The 19,000-nt window shown below is 59.8% G+C and carries 18 protein-coding genes and 1 other annotated feature; of the genes, 11 read left to right on the forward strand and 7 right to left on the reverse strand.

Features of this window, described 5'->3' with window-relative positions:
- Positions 1-31: 31 nt before the first annotated feature.
- A complete protein-coding gene (locus tag AC4PR2_RS11475) occupies positions 32-1,417 on the reverse strand; it encodes a sodium:solute symporter family protein (protein WP_197801837.1) in 1,386 nt (461 codons plus the stop codon).
- A 77-nt stretch (positions 1,418-1,494) separates the two neighbouring features.
- On the reverse strand, positions 1,495-2,427 hold the full coding sequence (gene speB / locus AC4PR2_RS11480; protein ID WP_033637774.1) for an agmatinase: 933 nt from the start codon (positions 2,425-2,427) through the stop codon (positions 1,495-1,497).
- 248 nt (positions 2,428-2,675) lie between these two features.
- Here speB and AC4PR2_RS11485 point away from each other — a divergent pair, with 248 nt between their 5' ends.
- Positions 2,676-3,581, forward strand: a complete 906-nt coding sequence (locus AC4PR2_RS11485) for a LysR family transcriptional regulator (RefSeq protein WP_060421547.1) — start codon at positions 2,676-2,678, stop codon at positions 3,579-3,581.
- Here AC4PR2_RS11485 and AC4PR2_RS11490 read toward each other — a convergent pair.
- Positions 3,572-4,762 carry an MFS transporter gene (locus AC4PR2_RS11490; RefSeq protein WP_197801839.1) on the reverse strand — a complete coding sequence of 397 codons (1,191 nt, stop codon included), beginning with the start codon at positions 4,760-4,762 and terminating at the stop codon, positions 3,572-3,574. The genes AC4PR2_RS11485 and AC4PR2_RS11490 overlap by 10 nt on opposite strands.
- A 137-nt stretch (positions 4,763-4,899) precedes the next feature.
- Between AC4PR2_RS11490 and AC4PR2_RS11495 the strand changes: the two genes are divergently transcribed.
- The gene (locus AC4PR2_RS11495) at positions 4,900-5,784 is read left to right on the forward strand and encodes a LysR family transcriptional regulator (protein WP_330113403.1); all 885 of its coding nucleotides are present in this window, start codon (positions 4,900-4,902) and stop codon (positions 5,782-5,784) included.
- A 15-nt stretch (positions 5,785-5,799) separates the two neighbouring features.
- On the opposite strand, the gene AC4PR2_RS11500 is transcribed toward AC4PR2_RS11495, so the two are convergent.
- Entirely contained in the window at positions 5,800-6,624 is an 825-nt protein-coding gene (locus tag AC4PR2_RS11500) for an SDR family oxidoreductase (RefSeq protein WP_015377257.1), read from the reverse strand.
- A 229-nt stretch (positions 6,625-6,853) separates the two neighbouring features.
- Here AC4PR2_RS11500 and hisL point away from each other — a divergent pair, with 229 nt between their 5' ends.
- From hisL to hisIE, 9 genes are all read left to right on the forward strand, one after another.
- Positions 6,854-6,901, forward strand: coding sequence for a his operon leader peptide (hisL, locus tag AC4PR2_RS11505; protein WP_100396937.1), 48 nt, complete (start codon positions 6,854-6,856; stop codon positions 6,899-6,901).
- Positions 6,877-7,003, forward strand: a sequence feature (His leader region). (Overlaps the previous gene by 25 nt.)
- A gap of 71 nt (positions 7,004-7,074) precedes the next feature.
- Positions 7,075-7,974: an ATP phosphoribosyltransferase gene (gene hisG / locus AC4PR2_RS11510; RefSeq protein ID WP_049202244.1), complete on the forward strand. Its 900-nt coding sequence runs from the start codon at positions 7,075-7,077 to the stop codon at positions 7,972-7,974.
- A gap of 4 nt (positions 7,975-7,978) precedes the next feature.
- A complete protein-coding gene (gene hisD, locus AC4PR2_RS11515) occupies positions 7,979-9,286 on the forward strand; it encodes a histidinol dehydrogenase (RefSeq protein ID WP_141969893.1) in 1,308 nt (435 codons plus the stop codon).
- Complete coding sequence (gene hisC, locus AC4PR2_RS11520; RefSeq protein ID WP_492175142.1) at positions 9,283-10,371, forward strand: histidinol-phosphate transaminase; 1,089 nt, start codon at positions 9,283-9,285, stop codon at positions 10,369-10,371. The genes hisD and hisC overlap by 4 nt, the downstream gene beginning before the upstream one ends.
- Positions 10,368-11,435: a bifunctional histidinol-phosphatase/imidazoleglycerol-phosphate dehydratase HisB gene (gene hisB, locus AC4PR2_RS11525; protein ID WP_084826525.1), complete on the forward strand. Its 1,068-nt coding sequence runs from the start codon at positions 10,368-10,370 to the stop codon at positions 11,433-11,435. The genes hisC and hisB overlap by 4 nt, the downstream gene beginning before the upstream one ends.
- Positions 11,435-12,025 (forward strand): imidazole glycerol phosphate synthase subunit HisH, encoded by a 591-nt coding sequence (gene hisH / locus AC4PR2_RS11530; RefSeq protein ID WP_004938803.1) that lies wholly within the window; start codon positions 11,435-11,437, stop codon positions 12,023-12,025. Before hisB ends, hisH begins: the two co-directional genes overlap by 1 nt.
- Positions 12,026-12,030: 5 nt before the next feature.
- Positions 12,031-12,768: a 1-(5-phosphoribosyl)-5-[(5-phosphoribosylamino)methylideneamino]imidazole-4-carboxamide isomerase gene (gene hisA, locus AC4PR2_RS11535; protein ID WP_060421534.1), complete on the forward strand. Its 738-nt coding sequence runs from the start codon at positions 12,031-12,033 to the stop codon at positions 12,766-12,768.
- Complete coding sequence (gene hisF, locus AC4PR2_RS11540; RefSeq protein ID WP_041034248.1) at positions 12,750-13,526, forward strand: imidazole glycerol phosphate synthase subunit HisF; 777 nt, start codon at positions 12,750-12,752, stop codon at positions 13,524-13,526. The genes hisA and hisF overlap by 19 nt, the downstream gene beginning before the upstream one ends.
- The gene (hisIE, locus tag AC4PR2_RS11545) at positions 13,520-14,134 is read left to right on the forward strand and encodes a bifunctional phosphoribosyl-AMP cyclohydrolase/phosphoribosyl-ATP diphosphatase HisIE (RefSeq protein ID WP_330113402.1); all 615 of its coding nucleotides are present in this window, start codon (positions 13,520-13,522) and stop codon (positions 14,132-14,134) included. Before hisF ends, hisIE begins: the two co-directional genes overlap by 7 nt.
- Before the next feature lie 31 nt (positions 14,135-14,165).
- On the opposite strand, the gene AC4PR2_RS11550 is transcribed toward hisIE, so the two are convergent.
- From AC4PR2_RS11550 to gnd, 3 genes are all read right to left on the reverse strand, one after another.
- Positions 14,166-15,539: a phosphohexomutase domain-containing protein gene (locus tag AC4PR2_RS11550; RefSeq protein WP_492175143.1), complete on the reverse strand. Its 1,374-nt coding sequence runs from the start codon at positions 15,537-15,539 to the stop codon at positions 14,166-14,168.
- Positions 15,540-15,700: 161 nt separating this feature from the next.
- Positions 15,701-16,777: a mannose-1-phosphate guanylyltransferase/mannose-6-phosphate isomerase gene (locus AC4PR2_RS11555; RefSeq protein WP_050572063.1), complete on the reverse strand. Its 1,077-nt coding sequence runs from the start codon at positions 16,775-16,777 to the stop codon at positions 15,701-15,703.
- 533 nt (positions 16,778-17,310) lie between these two features.
- A complete protein-coding gene (gene gnd, locus AC4PR2_RS11560) occupies positions 17,311-18,717 on the reverse strand; it encodes an NADP-dependent phosphogluconate dehydrogenase (RefSeq protein WP_060440334.1) in 1,407 nt (468 codons plus the stop codon).
- Between the last annotated feature and the right edge of the window lie 283 nt (positions 18,718-19,000).

Consider the following 19,000-nt stretch of genomic DNA (forward strand, 5'->3'; position numbering starts at 1 on the left):
GTTCCACCTCGTCGCGATCATTAGCCTCGTCTCAACGCTCGGTTTGCGGCTGCAGCTGCGCTGCCGGGCGGCTCAACAGGCTGCCCAACACGAAGGCGCCGCCGCCGCCCAGCAGGCCGCCGTAGATCGGGCTGTTGGCGTCGATGCCGTGCCAGATCATCAGCCCCACCACGCACAGGCTGCCGGTCAGCATGCTGGCGATGGCCCCGGCGCTGGTGGCGCGCGGCCAGAAGATCGCCCCCACCAGCGGGATCAGCATGCCGCCCACCAACAGGTTGTAAGCCAGCGTCAGCGCCGCCAGCACGTCGCGTACCACAAACGCCAGCCCCAGCATGACCACGCCCATGAGAAGCGTGGTGAAGCGCCCGGCGGCCAACCCGCCGGAAGGTTTGCGCCGGATGGCCGGCAATACGTCCTCCAGCGCGATGGTGGAAGAGGCCAGCAGGCAGGCGCTGGCGGTGGACATCAGCGCTGCCAACGCCGCGGCGGCCACCAGCCCGCTGACGCCGACCGGCAACACCGCCTGCGCGATGGCGGCAAAGGCGCCGTCGGTGTTGCTGAGCGACGGCAGTACGATCTTGCCGGCCATGCCGATCAGCGCGCCGGTCACGCCGTACAGCACGCAATAGACGCCCGCCCCCAGCCCGGCGAAGCGCGCCACGTTGGCGCTGCGGGCGGTAAACACCCGCTGCCAAATGTCCTGGCCGATCAGAATGCCGAAGAAGTAGATCAGGAAGAACACCAGAATGGTGTCCAACCCGATCGACGACAGTTGGTAGTAACCGGCGGGCAGCAGGCTGGTGAAGGCTTCCCAGCCGCCGGCCTTGACGATGCTCATCGGCATCAGCACCAGCATCATGCCGACGGTCATGATGATGAACTGAATGATGTCGGTCAGCGTCAGCGACCACATGCCCCCCAGCGTCGAATACAGCACCACCAGCCCGCCGCCGAGCAGGATAGACGCGCTGAACGACAGGCCGAACATCACCTGCATCACGCTGCCGATGGCGATGATCGAGGTCACCGCCACCATCAGGTCATACGCCAGCATGATCGCGCCGCTGGTGACCCGCGCCGCCGGGTGATAGCGCCGCGACAGCACCTGACTGACGGTATACAGCTTCAACTTGAGCAGCGGCTTGGCCAGCACCAGGCTCAGCACCACGATGCCCAGCCCGAGCGCACCGCACAGCCAGACGCCGGAGATGCCGTAGGTGTAGCCGAGTTTGACGCTGCCGATGGTCGACGCGCCGCCGAGCACCACCGCCGACAGCGTGCCCAAATACAGCCCCGGCCCCAGATTGCGCCCGGCGACCAGATACGCCTCTTTGGAATTGGCGCGGCGAATGCCCATCCACCCCACCGCGCCTATCACCAGAAAGTAAAACACCACGACCAGCAGATCGAGATTCATGGGTACCTCCACTCCGTTGTTATTGTTATCAGGGGCCCCGACGCAACCGCTCCGCCGGTAGGGTCAGCGCACCGGCCTCAGCGGGCCGGCAGCACGCACAACATTTCAAACAGCAGGTTGGCGGCCAGCAGCGCCGTGTTGCCGGAGCGATCGTAAGGTGGCGACACCTCCACCACGTCGCCGCCCACCAGGTTCAGCCCGTGGCAGCCGCGCACGATCTCCAGCCCCTGCCAGACCGACAGCCCGCCGACTTCCGGCGTGCCGGTGCCCGGTGCGAAGGCCGGATCCAGTCCGTCGATATCGAAGCTGAGGTAAACCGGCGCATCGCCCATCTGTTCACGGATCTCCGCCATCAGCGGCGTCAGCGACCGGTGCCAGCAGGCCTCGGCCGGCACCACGCGGAAGCCCTGGCGCCGTGACCAGTCGAAGTCGTCCGCCGCATAGCCGCTGCCGCGCAGGCCAATCTGCACCACCTTTTCCGGCGCCAGCAGCCCCTCCTCGAACGCGCGGCGGAAGGTGGTGCCGTGCGCCAGCTGTTCGCCGAACATCTCCTCGTTGGTGTCGGAATGCGCATCGACGTGGATCAGCCCGACCGGGCCATGCCGACGGGCGACGGCGCGCAGCACCGGCAGCGTCAGCGTGTGGTCGCCGCCGAGCGTCAACGGCATGCAGCCGTGCGCCAGGATCTCGTGGTAAGCCGCCTCGATGCGCTGCACGCTGTCCGCCAGGCTGTAAGGGTTGATGGCGACATCCCCCAGATCGGCCACCTGCAGACGTTCGAACGGGGCGGAGCCGGTGCCCATGTTGTAAGGGCGGATCATCACCGACTCCTGGCGGATCTGGCGCGGGCCATAGCGGGTGCCGCTGCGGTTGGAGGTGCCGATATCCAGCGGAATGCCGACAAAGGCGGCATCCAGACCGTGCGCCTGGTCGGCCGCGGGCAGGCGCATCATGGTGGGAATACCGGCAAAGCGCGGCATGTCGTTACCGCTTTGGGGTTGGTTCAGCATGGCGTTTCCTTGTCTTGATCTGCGATGAATTGAAACATTTGAGCAACATTCGCAGACTACCCCGTTGGCCACCCCGGCTACCATTCCCGCTTTTGCATGTAAACATCGAAAAACGCGATGCAACTAACTTATTGAAGTATTGATTTTTATTTCAACTTCATGCCATAAGGAAGGCCATATCTTCAGCGCCGCCCCTATTTTTTCGATGTTAAAAATGGGTTAACCGGCCGACGTTCTGCGGAGGGGGAATGCTCACCAACCTAAGCGATATCGATCTGAAACTGCTGCGGGTGTTCGTCGCGGTGGCAGAAGCCCAGGGCGTCAGCGCCGCGCAGGAAACGCTGCTGATGAACCAATCCACCATCAGCACCCACCTGGCCTCGCTGGAAACCCGGTTGGGTTTTCGCCTGTGCCAACGCGGCCGCTCCGGCTTCCGGCTGACGCCCAAGGGCGAACGCATGCTGATCGCCTGCCGTTCGCTGTTCAACGCCGCCCGCGACTTCACCCGGGTCAGCCAGTCGCTGAACGGCCTGCTGACCGGCGATCTGCAGATCGGTCTGGTGGATAATCTGGTTTCGCTGCCGGGCAACCCGTTCAGCCAGGCCATCAAACACTTCCAGCGCCGACATCAGGACGTGCAATTGCAGTGCCGCATCTGTTCACCGAACGAGATTGAGCAGGGGCTGCTGCACCGGCAGCTCGATCTGGGCATCGGCTACTTCGGCCAACAGTTGGAGGCGTTGCGTTATCAGTCATGGCTGGAGGAGACGCAGGCGATCTACTGCAGCGCGGATCACCCGCTGTTCGCGGTGGAAGAACCGGAGCGCGAGCAGATTGAAAACGCGCGTTGGGTCAAGCGCGGCTACCTGCTGGCGCAGCAGCTGTGCCCGATCGCGCCGCCTCACCTGGCTGCGGTGGCCCACCATATGGAAAGCGTCGCCCATCTGGTACTGAGCGGTTCCTGTCTCGGCTACCTGCCCACCCACTACGCGGCGCGCTGGGTGGAACAGGGGCTGCTGCGGCAGCTGGGCGGCGCGGCGCTCTCTTACCGCGCCACGCTCAGCCTGGTCAGCCGCCCTGTCCAGCCCGACGAGGCGTTGAACGCGCTGCTGGAGGATTTGGCGCGCGCCGCACGCCAATCACCTCATCGCTGAGAGGCCAGCGCCCGATTCATGGCAAACAGCGTGCCGGTTAAAGACAGGATGAGGAGCCCGATGATGGCCCAGGCAAAAGAGGCCGCTCCGCCCTTGTCGAGCAGCATGCCGCCGATCGCGCCACCGGCGGCCACGGCGGTATTCCAGCCCGTCGTATACATGGACTGCGCCATATCGGCCGCGCGGCCGGAAAGGCGTGACAATGCCGTCTGCGTGAGGGTGGCGAAACCGCCGAAAGCCACGCCCCACAATGCGACCGCGAGATAAACCATCGGGGCTATCCGTCCCCCACTCCCCAGCAGCACGGCGGCGAGGGCAAAGGTGACGATGCTCATTACCGTAAGAGATTGGACTCGTCGATCGACCAGCATCCCGGCGACGCCCAATCCGGCAATCGCGCCCAGCCCGAAGATAAACAGCACGATGTCGACCCGCTCGGATAACCCCGACGGCTTGAGGAAAGGCTCCAGGTAGATATACAGAATGTTGTGGGCAACGATGAAGGTGAACACCACGAACAGCACGGCGCGGATCCCGCATTGCAAGAATACGCCGCTCAGAGACGGGCGATGCGCCTTAGCCTGGCCGGGGAAATCCGGCACGATGGCGATGATCCACACCACGAGCATCACCGCCATCAACGTCATCAGGCCAAAGGCGCCTTGCCAGCCGATGGCTCGGCCAAGCAACGTGCCGAGCGGTACGCCGAGCACCAGCGCCAGGGTGGCGCCGGCGCCGGAGATCGCAATAGCGCGGCCGCCAAGATGGGCCGGTGACATGCGCACGGCGTAACCGGCCAGCAAGGACCAAACGATGCCGCCGAAAACGCCGGCGAAGAAACGCGTCGCCAATGAGACGTGGTAATCATGCGACAGCGCCGTGACGAGGTTGACGATGGCAAAGCCGCCGATCGCGCTCAAGAGCAAGGGGCGGCGCCGCATGCCCTGCGTCAATGCGGTGAGCGGAATGGCGGCGACCAACGCCCCCACCGCATAGGCGGTGATGAATTGCCCCGCCAGGCTTTCAGACACGCTCAAATCGCCCGCGATCGAAGAAAGCACGCCCGCCGGCATGATCTCGGTCAGCAGCGTGATGAAAGCGGCCATCGCCAACGCCAGCAGGCCCCCCAGCGGCAACCGATCGCTTCTCGCGGCAGGCGCAGATATCGTCGTTTGATTCATCAATCACTCCCCATTCAAAGATGTTTCCGCCCATTGCGGATGACGTTTGCATCATGCTGCCCACTCGCCGATAAAAGAAAAACAGGCTAAAGTGAATAACACTCATGACGTAAAGGTCATCAATAGAATGGAAGCCTATGGAAAGCTTGGGTTCTCTCGACGTTTTCGTGCGGGTCAGTGAAAGCCGCAGTTTCACGGCGGCCGGGCAACAGCTGGGGATCTCCGCGTCGGCGGTCAGCAAAACCATCGCCCGGCTGGAGGAACGGCTCAGCGTGCGGTTGTTTCACCGCTCCACCCGCACGGTCAACCTGACGCCGGAAGGCGCCTTGTTCCTGGAAAGGTGCCGGCGCATTTTGAGCGAGGTGAAAGACGCGGAAGCCGAACTGTTGCAAACGCGAGGAACGCCCCAGGGTAAGCTGCGCATCAGTCTCCCGTCGCTGGGCACGCTTTTCATGCCAAAACTGGGGGACTTCAAGCGCCGCTATCCTGAGATCGAGCTGGATATTGATTATTCGGATCGGTTGGTTGACGTGATTGAGGAAGGTTTCGATGCCGTTATCCGCAGCGGCACCCCGAGCGATTCACGGCTGGTTGCCCGTCGGTTGGGGACCTGCCGCAAGGTTTTCGTTGGCGCGCCAAGCTATTTCAGCCAAGCGGGTATACCGCGCAAGCCCGAGGATCTGACAAGCCATGCCCGTTTGCATTATCGCTTTCCCAGCACCGGCAAACTGGATGTCTGGCCGCTGGGGGACAAGACGGAGATGATCCCCGAACGGCCGGCCAGCATGGTGACAAATACCCTCGATCCGCAGGTGTGCTTCGCGGAACAAGGGCTCGGCATCGCTTATTTGCCGGAGATCGCCGTGCGCAGACAGCTGGAACAGGGCAGCCTGGTGACGGTTCTGGATGGATACGATCGCGAGAACATGGTTTTTCATGTCCTCTGGCCGTCGGGCCGCCACCTGTCAGTCAAAATCAGGCTGTTCGTCGACTTTGTGACGAGCCACCTTTTCCCGCTTTAAACGACGTATGCTGCCTTAACTGACCGGCATGCGCGCCGGATCGGGATACTGGTACTCAAAACCCAGCTCGTTGCAGATGCGGTTGCCGTCCACCAGCCGCTCATCCTGCTCCGCTTCGTCGGCGAACTGCGGCGGCTCCAGGTGCAGCTGCTCGGCCAGCGCCGGATAAAATTCGCGTTTGGCCGGATGACGCGGCGCGCACAGGTTGTACACGTGACCGCCCTTCGGCAGCTTCAGCAACAGCTGGATGGCGGCGATGACGTCGTCCTGGTGCACCAGATTCACCCCCTGCGAACCGCCCTTCACATCGAGCTTGCCCGCCAGGAAGCGACCGGGGTGACGATCGGCGCCCACCAGCCCCGCCAGCCGCAGAATGTCCACCGAGGTGTTCGGCAATTCATGCAGCCAGCGCTCCAGCTCGGCCAGCACCCGGCCCGACGGCGAGACCGGCCGCAGCGGCGACTCTTCGCGCAGCGTGCCGGCGGTTTCGCCGTACACCGAGGTGGAACTGGTAAAGATCACCCGCGGCACGCCGAAGGCCATCGCGCTGTCCACCAGCATACGCACCGCATTGAAATAGTTCTCGCTGCCTTCGACGGTGCGGCGAGCGGGCAGCGTCACCACCAGCGCATCCACGCGCAGCAGCGATTCCAGATCGTCCGGATCGCACACCAGCTCAGGCGTCAGCTCCAGTTGATAGCATTCGATGCCGCTCATGCGCGCGGCCTCGACGCCGTCCGGCGTGGTTTTGCTGCCAACCACATCATACCCGCGCCCCATCAGCGACAGCGCCAACGGCATGCCCAGCCAACCCAAACCAATAATGGCTACCTTTTTCATCCTCTTCCTCTCCTGAAGATCGCAGCGCCCTACCCCTAAGGCTACGCCACTGTGCACGGCGATACAATCTGCCCGGCTTAAGGTTAGGTAAAGCCGTCTGTGGCTAATAACCTAACCTGTTTCAATAAATTAAATTTATGACGTTAAAAAATGGTTGCGCGGTGGACAGCGGATAGTTTAGCTTAATTGGCATACGGTTTTTACCGGCTTTTGATTAGAGAAAAACACCATGACACGCGTTCAGTTCAACCACCATCATCACCATCACCCTGACTAGTCTTTCAGGCGATGAGTGCTGGAAGACGGTTTGTTAATCTTCCAGTGGCGCGCAGAACGCAAGAGAGAGCCCTCGGAAGATTTCTTCCGAGGGTTTTTTTTTGGCTCCGGACAGACAGAAAAGAATAGTTTTTACAATAAATTCATAAAATTACAGATTAAACAGAGGTTACCATGCTGGACAAGACACGTTTACGGATCGCAATGCAGAAGTCGGGCCGCCTGAGCGATGAATCCCAGGAGCTGCTGGCGCGCTGCGGCATCAAGATCAACCTGCAGCAACAGCGCCTGATCGCCTTCGCGGAAAACATGCCGATCGATATCCTGCGCGTGCGCGACGACGACATTCCGGGCCTGGTGATGGACGGCGTGGTCGATCTGGGCATCATCGGCGAAAACGTGCTGGAAGAAGAGCTGCTCAGCCGCCGCGCTCAGGGCGAAGACCCGCGCTACTTCACCCTGCGCCGCCTCGATTTCGGCGGCTGCCGCCTGTCGCTGGCCACCCCGCTCGACGCCGAATATACCGGTCCGCAAAACCTGCAGGACGCCCGCATCGCCACCTCTTACCCGCACCTGCTGAAGCAATACCTCGACAAGCAGGGCGTGCGCTTTAAATCTTGCCTGCTGAACGGCTCGGTGGAAGTGGCGCCGCGCGCCGGCCTGGCCGACGCCATCTGCGATCTGGTCTCTACCGGCGCCACGCTGGAGGCCAACGGCCTGCGCGAAGTGGAAGTGATCTACCGCTCCAAGGCCTGCCTGATTCAGCGCGACGGCGAAATGCCGGAAGCCAAGCAGCAGCTGATCGACCGCCTGATGACCCGCATTCAGGGCGTGATCCAGGCGCGCGAATCCAAATACATCATGCTGCACGCGCCGAGCGAGAAGCTGGACGAGATCGTCGCGCTGCTGCCGGGCGCCGAGCGCCCGACCATTCTGCCGCTGGCCGGCGCGCAGAACCGCGTGGCGATGCACATGGTGAGCAGCGAAACCCTGTTCTGGGAAACCATGGAAAAACTGAAAGCGCTCGGCGCCAGCTCGATTCTGGTGCTGCCGATTGAAAAGATGATGGAGTAACGCCATGTCGACCTTCAACACGCCGATCGATTGGGCAACGTGCAGCGCCGAACGCCAGGCCGAGCTGCTGATGCGCCCGGCAATCGCCGCTTCCGACAGCATCACCCGCACGGTGAGCGAGATCCTCGACAACGTGAAGGCCAACGGCGATCGGGCGCTGCGCGACTACAGCGCCCGTTTCGACAAGGCGGACGTCGCCGCGCTGCGCGTCAGCGCCGAGCAGATCGCCGCCGCCTGCGCCCGACTGGGCGATGACATCAAACAGGCGATGGCGGTGGCCGTCGCCAACGTGGACACCTTCCACAACGCGCAGCGACTGCCGCCGGTGGACGTCGAAACGCAGCCGGGCGTGCGCTGCCAGCAGGTGACCCGCCCAATCGACTCGGTGGGCCTGTATATTCCCGGTGGATCGGCGCCGCTGTTCTCCACCGTGCTGATGCTGGCGACGCCGGCGCGCATCGCCGGTTGCCGCCGGGTGGTGCTGTGCTCGCCGCCGCCGATCGCCGATGAGATCCTGTATGCGGCACAGCTGTGCGGCGTGCAGGAAGTGTTTCAGGTCGGGGGCGCACAGGCGATCGCCGCCCTGGCGTTCGGCACCGAAAGCGTACCGCGCGTGGCGAAAATCTTCGGGCCGGGCAACGCCTTCGTGACCGAAGCCAAGCGACAGGTCAGCCAGCGTCTCGACGGCGCGGCCATCGACATGCCGGCCGGGCCTTCGGAGGTGCTGGTGATCGCCGACGCCGGCGCCACCCCGGCGTTCGTCGCTTCCGATCTGCTGTCGCAGGCCGAACACGGCCCGGATTCGCAGGTGATCCTGCTGACGCCGGACGCGGCAATGGCGCAGGCAGTGGCCGAAGCGGTGGAAAGCCAGCTGGCCGAGCTGCCGCGCGCCGACACCGCCCGCCAGGCGCTGGCGAGCAGCCGCCTGATCGTAGCGCGCGATCTGCCTGAGTGCGTGGCCATCAGCAACCGCTACGGCCCGGAGCACCTGATCATTCAGACCCGCAATGCGCGCGAGCTGGTAGACGGCATCACCAGCGCCGGCTCGGTGTTCCTCGGCGACTGGTCGCCGGAGTCCGCCGGCGATTACGCCTCCGGCACCAACCACGTGCTGCCGACCTACGGCTACACCGCCACCTGCTCCAGCCTGGGGCTGGCCGATTTTCAAAAACGCATGACGGTGCAGGAGCTGACGCCGCAGGGCTTCAGCAACCTGGCCGCCACCATCGAGACGCTGGCTGCCGCCGAGCAGCTGATCGCCCACAAGAACGCCGTGACCCTGCGCGTCGCCGCCCTGAAGGAGCAAGCATGAGCATCGAAAAACTGGCGCGCGCCAACGTTCGCGAGCTGACCCCTTATCAATCGGCGCGTCGCCTCGGCGGTAAGGGCGACGTGTGGCTCAATGCCAACGAATACCCGATCGCGCCCGAGTTCCAGCTGACCGCGCAAACCTTCAACCGCTATCCGGAGTGCCAGCCGGCGTTGGTGATCGAACGCTACGCCGCCTACGCCAGGGTGAAGAAAGAGCAGGTGCTGGTCAGCCGCGGCGCCGATGAAGGCATCGAGCTGCTGATCCGCGCCTTCTGCGAGCCGGGTAAAGACGCCATCTTGTTCTGCCCGCCGACCTACGGCATGTACGCCGTCAGCGCCGAAACCTTCGGCGTGGAGCGCCGCACCGTAGCCGCCAAAGAAGACTGGCAGCTGGATCTGCCGGCCATCGCAGACAGCATGGACAACGTGAAGCTGATCTACGTCTGCAGCCCGAACAACCCGACCGGCAACCTGATCGATCCGGACTCTCTGCGCAACCTGCTGGAGCTGGCCAAAGGCAAGGCGATCGTCGCGGTGGACGAAGCCTATATCGAGTTTTGCCCGCAGGCCTCGGTGGCCGGGTGGCTGAGCGACTATCCGCACCTGGCTATCCTGCGCACGCTGTCGAAGGCCTTTGCGCTGGCCGGCCTGCGCTGCGGCTTTACGCTCGCGAACGAAGATCTGATCGCCCTGCTGCTGAAAGTGATCGCGCCTTACCCGCTTTCGACGCCGGTGGCGGATATCGCCGCGCAGGCGCTGAGCGAAGAAGGTATCCGCACCATGCGCCAGCGCGTCACCGACATTGCCGCCACCCGCAGCTGGCTGCAGCAACAGTTGGAAAAATGCGCCTGCGTCGAGCAGGTTTTCGCCAGCGACAGCAATTACCTGCTGGCCCGCTTCACCGCCTCAAGTACTGTGTTTAAAAGCTTGTGGGATCAGGGCATTATCTTACGAGACCAAAACAAACAGCCCGGGTTGTCCGGCTGCCTGCGCATCACCATAGGCACCCGCGACGAATGTCAACGCGTGGTGGACGCCTTGTCCGCCCTGCCCGGTGCCAACCAGACTCGCCAGGAGCCAATGTGAGCCAAAAAATCCTCTTTATCGATCGTGACGGCACGCTGATCGCCGAGCCACCGGAAGATTTCCAGGTTGACCGCCTGGACAAGCTGGCGCTCGAGCCGGACGTGATCCCTTCCCTGCTGGCGCTGCAACAGGCGGGGTATCAGCTGGTGATGATCACCAATCAGGATGGGCTCGGCACCGCCAGTTTCCCGCAGGAAACCTTCGACCCGCCGCACAACCTGATGATGCAGATCCTCAGCTCGCAGGGCATTCAGTTCTCCGATGTGCTGATCTGCCCGCACCTGCCGGCGGACAACTGCGACTGCCGCAAGCCGAAAACCGCGCTGGTGAAGGGTTACCTCGAACCCGGCGTGCTGAATGCCGCCCACAGCTACGTGATCGGCGATCGGCCGACCGACGTGCAGCTGGCGGAAAACATGGGCATCCAGGGGCTGCGCTACCAGCGCGGCGTGCTGGGCTGGAAAGAGATCGTGCGCCAGCTGACGCTGCGCGATCGCCATGCGCGGGTTAATCGCGTGACCAAAGAGACGCAGATCGACGTCAACGTGTGGCTGGATCGCGAAGGCGGCAGCAAGATCAAAACCGGCGTCGGCTTCTTCGATCACATGCTGGATCAGATCGCCACCCACGGCGGCTTCCGCATGGAGATCGACGTCAAAGGCGATCTGTATATCGACGATCACCACACGGTGGAAGACACCGGCCTGGCGCTGGGTGAAGCGCTGAACAAGGCGCTCGGCGACAAGCGCGGCATCGCCCGCTTCGGCTTCGTGTTGCCGATGGACGAATGCCTGGCGCGCTGCGCGCTGGATATCTCCGGCCGCCCGCACCTGGAGTACAAGGCCGAGTTCAACTATCAGCGCGTCGGCGATCTCAGCACCGAAATGGTCGAGCACTTCTTCCGTTCGCTCTCTTACACCATGGGCTGCACGCTGCACCTGAAGACCAAGGGCAAAAACGACCACCACCGGGTCGAGAGCCTGTTCAAAGTGTTTGGCCGCACGCTGCGCCAGGCGATCCGCGTCGAGGGCAATACCCTGCCGAGCTCGAAAGGAGTGCTGTGATGAACGTGGTGATTTTGGATACCGGCTGCGCCAACCTGGCCTCCGTCACCTACGCGGTGCGGCGCCTGGGCTATCAGCCGGAGGTGAGCCGCGATCCGGAGATCGTGCTGCGCGCCGACAAGCTGTTCCTGCCGGGCGTCGGCACCGCACAGGCGGCGATGGATCAACTGCGCGAGCGCGATCTGATCGAACTGATCAGGGCCTGCACGCAGCCGGTGCTGGGCATCTGCCTCGGCATGCAGCTGCTGGCGGCCAGCAGCGAAGAGAACGGCGGCGTGACCACGCTCGGCCTCATCGATACGCCGGTCAAGCAGATGACCGACTTCGGCCTGCCGCTGCCGCACATGGGCTGGAACCAGGTGTCCGCGCAGGCGGGCCACCATCTGTTCCGCGGCATCGATGACGGCGCCTACTTCTATTTCGTTCACAGCTATGCGATGCCGATATGCCCCAGCACCATCGCCCAGGCGAACTACGGCGAGCCCTTCACCGCCGCCGTGCAAAAAGACAACTTCTTCGGCGTGCAGTTTCATCCAGAACGTTCTGGAGCGGCCGGCGCGCAACTGTTGAAAAACTTTCTGGAGATGTAGGCAGCATGATTATTCCGGCTTTGGATTTGATCGACGGCAACGTGGTGCGTTTGCATCAGGGCGATTACGGCCAACAGCGCGACTACGGCAACGATCCGCTGCTGCGCCTGCAGGACTATCAACAACAGGGCGCCCAGGTGCTGCACCTGGTCGATTTGACCGGCGCCAAGGATCCGGCGGCGCGCCAGATCCCGCTGCTGCGCAAGCTGCTGGCGGGGGTTGACGTGCCGGTGCAGGTCGGCGGCGGCATCCGCAACGAGCAGGACGTCAGCGCCCTGCTGGAGGCCGGCGCCACGCGCGTGGTGATCGGCTCCACCGCGGTGAAACAGCCGCAGTTGGTGCAGAGCTGGTTCGAGCGCTACGGCGCCGACGCGCTGGTGCTGGCGCTGGACGTGCGCATCGACGCGCAGGGCGTGAAACGCGTGGCCATCAGCGGCTGGCAGGAGGATTCCGACGCCACGCTGGAACAGGTGGTGGAGCAGTTCCTGCCCTACGGGCTGAAGCACGTGCTGTGCACCGACATTTCGCGCGACGGTACGCTGGCCGGGTCCAACGTGGCGCTGTATCAGGAGATCGGCCGCCGTTATCCGCAGGTGGCCTTCCAGGCCTCGGGCGGCATCGGCAATCTGGACGACATCGCCCAGCTGCGCGGCAGCGGCGTTGCCGGCGTGATCGTGGGGCGCGCCCTGCTGGAAGGTAAATTTAGCGTTGAGGAGGCGATCGCATGCTGGCAAAACGGATAATCCCGTGCCTGGATGTTAAAGACGGGCAAGTGGTGAAAGGCGTGCAGTTCCGCAACCACGAAATCATCGGCGACATCGTGCCACTGGCGCAGCGCTATGCGCAAGAAGGTGCGGACGAGCTGGTGTTTTACGATATCACCGCCTCGAGCGACGGCCGGGTGGTGGACAAAAGCTGGGTATCGCGCGTGGCGGAGGTGATTGATATCCCGTTCTGCGTCGCCGGCGGCATTAAAAGCGCCGAGGACGCCAGCCAGATCCTGTCTTTCGGCGCCGACAAGATTTCAATCAACTCGCCGGCGCTGGCCGATCCTGAGCTGATTAGTCGCCTGGCGGAACGCTTCGGCGTGCAGTGCATCGTGGTAGGCATCGACACCTGGTTCGACAGTGAAACCGGCAAGTATCACGTCAACCAATATACCGGCGATGAGAGCCGCACCCGCATCACCCAGTGGGAAACCCTCGACTGGGTACAGGAAGTGCAGCGCCGCGGCGCCGGTGAGATCGTGCTGAACATGATGAACCAGGACGGCGTGCGCAACGGTTACGATCTGCAGCAGCTGCGCCTGGTGCGCGAGGCCTGCAAGGTGCCGCTGATCGCCTCCGGCGGCGCGGGCACCATGGAGCACTTCCTGGAAGCGTTCCGCGATGCGGACGTCGACGGCGCGCTGGCGGCGTCGGTGTTCCACAAACAAATCATCAATATCGGCGAACTGAAAAGGTTCCTGGTTGAACAAGGCGTGGAGATTCGCGTGTGCTGACAGAACAACAGAGAAACCAGCTGGACTGGGAAAAAACCGACGGTCTGATGCCGGCCATCGTGCAGCACGCCGTTTCCGGCGAAGTGCTGATGCTGGGTTACATGACGCAGGAAGCGCTGGCGACCACCGAGCAGAGCGGTAACGTCACCTTCTTCTCACGCACCAAGCAGCGTCTGTGGACCAAGGGTGAAAGCTCCGGCCATTTCCTCAAGGTGGTCAGCATTACGCCGGACTGCGATAACGACACGCTGCTGGTATTGGCCAACCCGATCGGCCCGACCTGCCACCTCGGCAACAGCAGCTGCTTCCACCCGGCCGCCAGCGACTGGACGTTCCTCTATCAGTTGGAGCAGCTGTTGGCGGAGCGCAAGCACGCCAGCCCGGACAGCTCGTACACCGCCAGCCTGTATGCCAGCGGCACCAAGCGCATCGCGCAGAAAGTCGGGGAGGAAGGCGTGGAAACCGCGCTGGCCGCCACGGTCAACGATCGCGAAGAGCTGACCAACGAAGCTTCGGACCTGATCTATCACCTGCTGGTGCTGCTGCAGGACCAGGATCTGGATCTGAGCGCGGTGATCGGCCGGCTGCGCGAGCGGCATCAGAAATAATGCACACAGGCTTCCCTGATAATGGGAAGCCTTATATTCGGCTGTTTACTAGCGCGAGAATTTCCTCCGTTTTTCGCTCCATTAAGTCGCGGTTACCCCGCGATTCAACGTTGAGACGGAGCAAAGGTTCCGTGTTTGACGCTCGCAAATTGAACCGCCAGTCGGTAAAGATCATGCTGATCCCATCCGTCTTATCAACCTCTAAGGCCTGATCTCGATAATGGCGCTCGATCATATCGAGTGCGGGTGTCGCAGGAACTAGGACGATGTTAATCTCACCGGAAGAAGGATAGGCGCGGATACGTTCCGCAACCAGCTGTTCCAACGAGCGATCTTTCAGAGACATGATCTCGGCGACCATTAACCAGGGGATCATACCGCTATCACAGTAATAGAAGTCGCGGAAATAGTGGTGCGCACTCATCTCACCACCATAGATCGCATCTTCAGCTCGCATTCGTTCTTTGATGAAAGCGTGTCCGGTTTTCGACATCACAGGAATACCGCCAGCTTTCTCAACGATCTCAACGGTATTCCAACTCAATCGCGGATCGTGAACGACCTTCTCTCCTGTCCGCTTGGCTAGAAACGCCTCAGCCAACAAACCGACTATATAGTAGCCCTCGATAAAATGGCCTTTACTATCAAACAGAAAACAGCGATCAGCATCGCCATCGAAGGCGATCCCCATATCCGCGCCATGGTGCAATATCGCCTCCATCGTGTCTTGACGGCGCTCGGGTAAAAGCGGATTAGGGACCCCTCGCGGAAAATTGCCATCGGGCTCATGTTGAATCTTGATGAATTCCAACGGTACCTTATGCTGCTGAAAACGGTGTTCAATAGCGTCTATGACCCGCCCGGCAGTACCATGCCCCGAGTTCACCAACAGCTTCAGCGGTTTGAAATGCGCAAAGTCAACAAAAGATAAAATATGGTCGACATAACTGTCCAGAGTATCGGTTTGTCGATAGCTACCGCGAGAATGCTCAGCGAGCGTAAACGTTTCTTTTTCCGCTAACGCCTTGATTTCCTGAAGCCCTGAATCACTGCTGATCGGCCGTGCATCTTTGCACACCAATTTCATACCGTTATAATCTTCAGGATTATGGCTGCCCGTGACTTCTATACCACCATCGGCGGCCAAAAAAGCGGTAGCAAAATAGAGTTCCTCAGCCCCACTCACTCCGATGTCAATCACGTTGGCTCCAGCGTCCCGCAAGCCTTTAGCCAAGGATTGTTTAAGGTTTTCACTGCTCAAACGAGCATCATTGCCCAAAACTACGGCTTTAGGATGCAAATATTCACCAAAGGCCCTGCCAATTCGATAAGCGATTTCATCATTCAGCTCATCCCCCAATTGGCCACGAATGTCGTAAGCCTTAAAACAAGTCAACTCAGTCATGTCACATTCTTCTGTTATTTGTACCTTTACGCTCTGTTGCCTTCCTAGAGCTTAATGCGATGGGGTCGCAATTACTGGTACGGCCTTCCTTACATTTATCACTATCTCGCTTATGTGGGAATCTTTGGTATGGGTTCATGCCCGAAATTTTTACACACGTATCAAAACGGCAGTTTTCGCGCCTTCAGCTCACCTACCAGCTGTTTGACGTCTTGCACTGCTTCACGAGCAGCAACCAATAGCGCATCGTCAGTTTGTATTATAACCAAGTTGTTTATTCCTAGCGTGGCGACCAGTTTATTACCTGAGGAAACGTAGTTATTCAATGAGTTAATCGCGATAACATTGCCACGATGGACATTACCTTGAGCATCTTTTTCGGTCAAATCCCATAGAGTTCCCCAAGAGCCAACATCACTCCAACCTATATCAACCGGCATCACAACTGCATCAGCAGTATTCTCCATCACCGCATAATCGATAGACTCACAGGGGCAACGGAGAAACGTTTCTTCGTCAATGTGGATGAAGTTGAGTTCAAGTCGACTGGTTTGCATCGCAAAAAGTGACTTTTGAAAAATATCCGGACGAAATCGGTTCAGTTCACACAAATACTTCTTAGCTGTAAACATAAACATGCCGCTGTTCCAGCAGTAATCGCCACTTTCTAAGTATGCTTGCGCTTTCTGATAGCCCGGTTTCTCGACAAAACGCTCGACGTTAAAACAGTAAGAGGAGAGCGGCGTTCCACGCTTGATGTATCCGTAGCCCGTTTCGGGGTGCTGAGGTATGATACCAAAAGTCACCAGACGGTCGCACAGTGAAAACTCGATTGCCTTGTTCAATGCATCATGAAAAGCGCCCAATTGGGTAATCAGGTGATCGGCAGCCAACACCAACAACATACCATCCGGTTCGTTTTGTAGAACATGCTGAGCAGCCAAAGCGACCGCGGGTGCCGTATTACGCCCGGCTGGCTCCAGAATGATGCGCGAGTTCAAACAATCGATCTCTTGCAGTTGTTCCGCCACCAAAAAACGGTGCTCTTCATTGCAAATGACAATCGGTGCCGCGATCTTAACCCCTTGTAACCCATCTAAGCGCAACAGCGTTTGCTGCAGCAGGCTATGCTTGCTACCGTCAAGCGTAAGAAATTGCTTGGGGAATGCTTCTCTTGATAAAGGCCATAGGCGGCTGCCGTTCCCACCGGCCAGAATGACAGGGATTAAGTTCACCATAAACCAGGATTACCCCAGAAACAGATGCATTGCGCATAGTAATCAGGCTAAGCACACCAATACCTATTGCTAGCTGATTGCCGAAAATTAAGATTTTCCTTATCCTTTACAATGAAAATCAGACCCTATTATGGACTTAATAGTCCCATAAAAATTTAGCGACCTATGTTTAAAACGCCACCCCGAGCGCCTCCATATTTACAAACAATCAAAAAGACAAAAAAAACCAAATAAATCAAAGTAAAGCGATTAGCGAAAGCACGGCTGAAATGGGTTAAAAAAGCGATAAAACATGACTAGGAATTATATTAGCAAAGGTAAGTATTTCGGCAAGCCCAATCAAAAACAAATACCTTCACCAACTAAAATAATACGATACAGCTCTTATTATGAAAAAATAAAAATTAAGAATAGTGCCAGATTAGGGGTAAGGGATCGTGCATACCAGCGTAGAGAAAGCGTTATGCATATTTTTCGATGTTTTGGCAAAAAAAAAAGCCGCCTGGCGGCGGCTTTTCAGAAACGAGAAGGGATTACTCCATCCATTCGGTATGGAACACGCCTTCCTTGTCGATGCGTTTGTAGGTGTGCGCGCCGAAGTAGTCGCGCTGCGCCTGGATCAGGTTCGCCGGCAGCACCGCGGAACGGTAGCTGTCGTAGTAGGCGATCGCGGCGGAGAAGGTTGGCGTAGGGATACCGTTCTGCACGGCATAAGCCACCACGTCACGCAGCGCCTGCTGGTATTCGTCGGCGATTTGCTTGAAGTATGGCGCCAGCAACAGGTTGGCGATATCGGCGTCCGCCGCATAAGCGTCAGTGATCTTCTGCAGGAACTGGGCGCGGATGATGCAGCCGGCGCGGAAGATCTTGGCGATTTCGCCGTAGTGCAGATCCCAGTTGTTTTCTTTAGACGCGGCTTTCAGCTGAGAGAAGCCCTGCGCGTAGGACACGATCTTGCCCAGATACAGCGCGCGACGCACTTTTTCGATGAATTCGGCTTTGTCGCCGGTGAACGGCGCCACTTTCGGGCCGGTCAGCACTTTAGAGGCAGCAACGCGCTGATCTTTCAGCGAGGACAGGTAGCGTGCGAACACCGATTCGGTGATCAGAGACAGCGGTTCGCCCAGATCCAGCGAGCTCTGGCTGGTCCACTTGCCGGTACCTTTATTGGCGGCTTCGTCCAGGATCACATCGACCAGGTATTTACCCTCTTCGTCTTTCTTGGTGAAGATATCTTTGGTGATGTCGATCAGGTAGCTGTTCAGCTCGCCCTTGTTCCACTCGGCGAAGGTTTCGGCCAGCTGCTCGTTGCTCAGGTTCAGCGCCTGCTTCAGCAGAGAATAGGCTTCGGCAATCAGCTGCATGTCGCCGTATTCGATACCGTTGTGCACCATCTTCACATAGTGGCCGGCACCGTCTGCGCCGATGTAAGTCACGCAAGGCTCGCCTTCCGCAACCGCAGCGATTTTCTTCAGGATTGGCGCCACCAGCTCGTAAGCTTCTTTCTGGCCGCCAGGCATGATGGAAGGCCCTTTCAGCGCGCCCTCTTCACCGCCGGAAACGCCGGTGCCGATGAAGTTGAAGCCCTGGTCGGACAGTTCGCGGTTACGACGGATGGTGTCCTGATAGTAGGTGTTGCCGCCGTCGATCAGGATATCGCCCTTGTCCAGGTGCGGAGTCAGCGAGGCAATGGTTTTATCCGTCGCTTCGCCCGCTTTCACCATCAGCAGGATGCGGCGCGGTTTTTCCAGCGATTCAACAAACTCTTCAACGGTGTAATACGGCGCCAGGTTTTTGCCCGGGTTCTCAGCGATCACTTCGTCAGTTTTGTCGCCAGAACGGTTGAAAATGGAAACGGTGTAACCACGGCTCTCGATGTTCAGCGCGAGGTTGCGGCCCATTACCGCCATGCCGACAACGCCGATTTGTTGCTTGGACATTTAGGAACTCCTGTCTGAGGATGACCCTGCCGGCAACGTCGGCCAGCAGGTTTTGTGATGTGGCACACATGTTAACTCAGGATTGAGCCGGGTGGGTAGTGATTGGTGCGATAGGTCGCATAATAGGTTGCATACGTTTGAACCATATACAATTATCAGCTCTCTCCAGTAAAAACAGTCGCCAGTAGAGGCAGCTTGAGGCTTACAGTAAAAATCCGCCTTCATAGAAGGCGGCTTTGACTACGCCCCAGAGGGGCGCTCTAAGTTCGGACTCATAGAGCCC

The organism is Serratia sp. A07 (assembly GCF_058725505.1).